This window comes from Methylobacterium sp. J-088, from assembly GCF_022829295.1.
GTDB lineage: Bacteria > Pseudomonadota > Alphaproteobacteria > Rhizobiales > Beijerinckiaceae > Methylobacterium.
In genome coordinates, this window is record NZ_JAKSYH010000034.1 from 1 (window position 1) to 337 (window position 337).

1 pseudogene is annotated in these 337 nt (G+C 73.3%); it reads left to right on the forward strand.

Annotation, left to right across the window (positions count from 1 at the left end):
- Positions 1 to 183: pseudogene (locus MKK63_RS03260) on the forward strand (DNA polymerase III subunit delta); the annotation flags it as partial.
- Positions 184 to 337: the final 154 nt, after the last annotated feature.

Below are 337 nucleotides of genomic sequence, written 5' to 3' on the forward strand. Positions count from 1 at the left end.
AACCGGCGGGCCGCACCGGGCGGGACGCTCGGCACCCTGCGGACACAACACCTGCGTCAGGCGGCAGTGGCCCTGCAGGGAGCGACCCTGGCCTGCAGACGGGCCGAGCCTGGGCTGGCGCCGGCGCTCGCCTCCGCGGCTCTGCTGCGGGTCGCGAAAGCAGGGACGCGGCGGCGGCGGTAGACGTCCAGGTGTCAACGGGCCGCGGCCTTTCGCGCGTGCAGGGCGGAGCCCTGATGGGCTCGGGCGAAGCCCGACATCGGGGTTTCACCCCGATACCCCACCAAAGGGCTGAGCCCTTTGGGATCCCAGACGCTTCAGCCGCCGAGATCCGGGT